3 protein-coding genes are annotated in these 2,911 nt (G+C 73.0%); all 3 read right to left on the bottom strand.

Going from position 1 to position 2,911, the window contains the following annotated elements; translation table 11 throughout:
• Window positions 1-180: 180 nt before the first annotated feature.
• Window positions 181-1,038: a carboxylating nicotinate-nucleotide diphosphorylase gene (gene nadC / locus VJ655_RS14325; RefSeq protein ID WP_414646981.1), complete on the bottom strand. Its 858-nt coding sequence runs from the start codon at window positions 1,036-1,038 to the stop codon at window positions 181-183.
• Between the two features lie 2 nt (window positions 1,039-1,040).
• On the bottom strand, window positions 1,041-2,555 hold the full coding sequence (locus VJ655_RS14320; protein WP_324112176.1) for an L-aspartate oxidase: 1,515 nt from the start codon (window positions 2,553-2,555) through the stop codon (window positions 1,041-1,043).
• A gap of 156 nt (window positions 2,556-2,711) precedes the next feature.
• A partial coding sequence (nadA, locus tag VJ655_RS14315) for a quinolinate synthase NadA (protein WP_324112174.1) occupies window positions 2,712-2,911 on the bottom strand: 200 nt, incomplete at its 5' end.

Genomic DNA, 2,911 nt, shown 5'->3' with positions numbered 1-2,911 from the left:
ACGGCATGAGCGCCAGCTACACCGCCGTCATCGAAGCCCAGCGGCCTTAAGACGTCAAAATATCGCGTCATCCCGGGCGGCGAAGCCGACCCGGGACCCAGGGGCGAGTGGCAGTGCGGCGGCCCCTGGGTCCCGGCTCTTCGCTACGCTGCGGCCGGGATGACGAGACCCTTGAGCCCCTCAAGCCGCGTCCAGCCCGATATCCAGCACCGGCGCCGAGTGCGTCAGCGCGCCGACGCTGATCACGTCCACGCCGGTCTCGGCGATGGCGCGGACGGTGGTCAGGTTCACCCCGCCCGAGGCCTCCAGCACCGCGCGGCCCTTGGTCAGGGATACGGCGGTCTTGAGGTCGTCGAGGCTGAAATTGTCCAGCATCACGACGTCAGGGCCGTGCTTGAGGGCCTCTTCCAGCTGGTCCAGGCCGTCGACCTCGACCTCGACCTTCACGAGATGGCCGGCGTGGGCGCGGGCTCGCCTCACGGCTTCGCCGACCCCGCCGCAGGCGGCGACGTGGTTGTCCTTGATCAGGATGGCGTCATCCAGGCCGAAGCGGTGGTTGACCCCGCCGCCGCAGCGCACGGCGTACTTCTCCAGCGCCCGCAGGCCCGGCGTGGTCTTGCGGGTGTCGACGATGGTCGCGTTCGTGCCCGCGACCAGACGGACATAGGCCCGCGTCAGGGTGGCGATGCCCGACAGGCGGCCCAGCAGGTTGAGCCCCGTGCGCTCGGCGGCCAGCACGGCGCGGGCGTTCCCCTCGGCGCGGGCCAGGATCGCCCCCGGGGCGGCGTCTGCGCCGTCGGGGGTGATGACCTGGAAGCGGGCGGTCGGGTCCAGGGCGGCCAAGGCCAGGCGCGCGCAGGAAAGACCCGAAACCCTCCCATCCTGCCGGCTGGCCCAGACCACCGACAGGCGGGCGTCGGGATCGATGCAGGCCTGGCCGGTGATGTCGCCGGCGCGGCCCAGGTCCTCGGCCAGGGCGTGGTCGACGATCGGACGGACGAGGATGTCGTCGAGAGCCAAGGACAAGGGGGAGGGCATGGTCATTCGGCGGCGTAGCGGACGGCGGCGTCCGCGCTCTCCAGGGTCACGAAGGTGCGCAACGGCTCGGCCGTGGCCGGGAAGTCGGCGCGGTAGTGGCCGCCCCGGCTTTCGCGGCGGGCCAGGGCGCCTTCCACGATCAGGCGCGCGGTCACGACCGTGGGACAGGGACCGTAGGCGGGCTCCAGCGCCTCGATCTGCTCGAGCAGGCGCGTCAGGCCGGCGGCGTCGCGGATCACGCCGGCGTCGCGGCTCATGGCCTTGCGCAGGGTCTGCAGCGCGGCGTCGGGCAGGTCGGGATAGGGCTCCAGGCTGACCGGTTCGCCGCCCGTTAGACCCTCGGCCGCCGCCGCGCGGCCGGCGCGGGCGCCGAAGACGGCCGCTTCCAAGAGGCTGTTGGAGGCCAGGCGATTGGCGCCCTGCACCCCGGTCGAGGCGCACTCGCCGGCGGCGTAGAGGCCCGGCAGGCTGGCGCGGCCATCGAGGTCCGTGGCGACGCCGCCCATGTGGTAGTGCACGGCGGGAACGACGGGGATCATCTCGCGGCGCGGGTCGACGCCGCCGCTCTGGCAGGCCTCGAACACGGCCGGAAACTCGTGCGGGAAATGGGCGCCGACGGCGGCCGTCGCATCGAGGAAAGCGCCCCGGCCGGCGGCGCGCTCGGCATGGATGGCGCGGGCGACGACGTCGCGCGGGGCCAACTCCTTGGCCGGGTGGTAGTCGGCCATGAAGGCCTTGCCATCGGTGTTGCGCAGGATCGCGCCCTCGCCGCGCAGGGCCTCGGTGGCCAGGGGGGCGGGATCGCGGCCGATGTCGATGGCGGTGGGATGGAACTGCACGAACTCGGGGTCGGCGATCGTGGCGCCGGCCAGGGCGGCCAGGCCCAGGCCCTCGCCGCGCACTTCGGCCGGCGTCGTGGTCACGGCGTAGAGGCCGCCGATTCCGCCGGTGGCCAGGATCACGCTCTTGGCGCGGATCTCCACGAGCTCGCCGTCGATCTCCGCCAGCACCCCGACCACGCGGCCGGCGGCGTCCTGGAGCAGGCGACGGGCGCGGGTGTTCTCGCGAACCTCGATCGTGGGCGCGGCGCGGACGGCGGCGATGACGGCGGCCATGATCGCCGCGCCGGCTCCGTCGCCGCCGACTCGGGCGACGCGCGCCTTGGCGTGGGCGGCCTCCAGGCTCAGCACGAAGCCGCCGTCCGCCTGACGGTCGAACGGCGCGCCCAGGGCGGCCAGGTCACGGACGGCCTGCGGGCCCTCGCGGGTCAGAAGCTCGACGGCCTTCGGATCGCAGAGCCCCGCGCCGGCGGCGATGGTGTCAGCCGCGTGCAGGGCCGGGCTGTCCTCGCCCGACAGCGCCGCGGCCATGCCGCCCTGCGCCCAGGCGCTGGAGCAGCCGGTCGCCAGCGGCGTCGGCGACAGGACGAGGGCCTTCACGGCCGCGAGAGCCGCCGTGAGACCGGCGAGACCGGCGCCGAGGATGACGGGGCCGTCGAAGGTTACGCGTTCGATCATCTTACGCTCCGCTCCCTTCCCCCTTGATGGGGGAAGGGCAGGGATGGGGGTGAACACGGCGGTTCAGCCATCCGGAAAGACGAAGGACGGGGTGGAAGCGGATCGGCCGCGTCACCCCCATCCCCAACCCTCCCCCCATCGAGGGGGAAGGGGGCTTTAGATCAGCTCCACGTCCACGTGGTGCTTGGCCTTCACCAGGTCGTACCGGGCCGGAACCACCGGCGGCGGCAGGTCGATCATCCGCTGCACGGCCAGCCGCGCGCGGTCGATGACGTCGGCGTCCACCGTCACCTCGAACTGCTCGTAAACGAGAGCGTCGTGGATGTTCTGCAGGGTGATCCGCTTCATGTGCGGGC

It is taken from the genome of Caulobacter sp. (assembly GCF_035254145.1).
Classification (GTDB): domain Bacteria; phylum Pseudomonadota; class Alphaproteobacteria; order Caulobacterales; family Caulobacteraceae; genus Caulobacter.
Note: the sequence above shows the minus strand (reverse complement) of the source record. Positions and strands in the feature narration are given on the sequence as shown.

Coding starts and splice junctions, on each gene's coding strand:
- nadC (WP_414646981.1), bottom strand. CDS start 1,038: ATGCCCTCCCCCTTGTCCTTGGCTCTCGACGACATCCTCGTCCGTCCG.
- VJ655_RS14320 (WP_324112176.1), bottom strand. CDS start 2,555: ATGATCGAACGCGTAACCTTCGACGGCCCCGTCATCCTCGGCGCCGGT.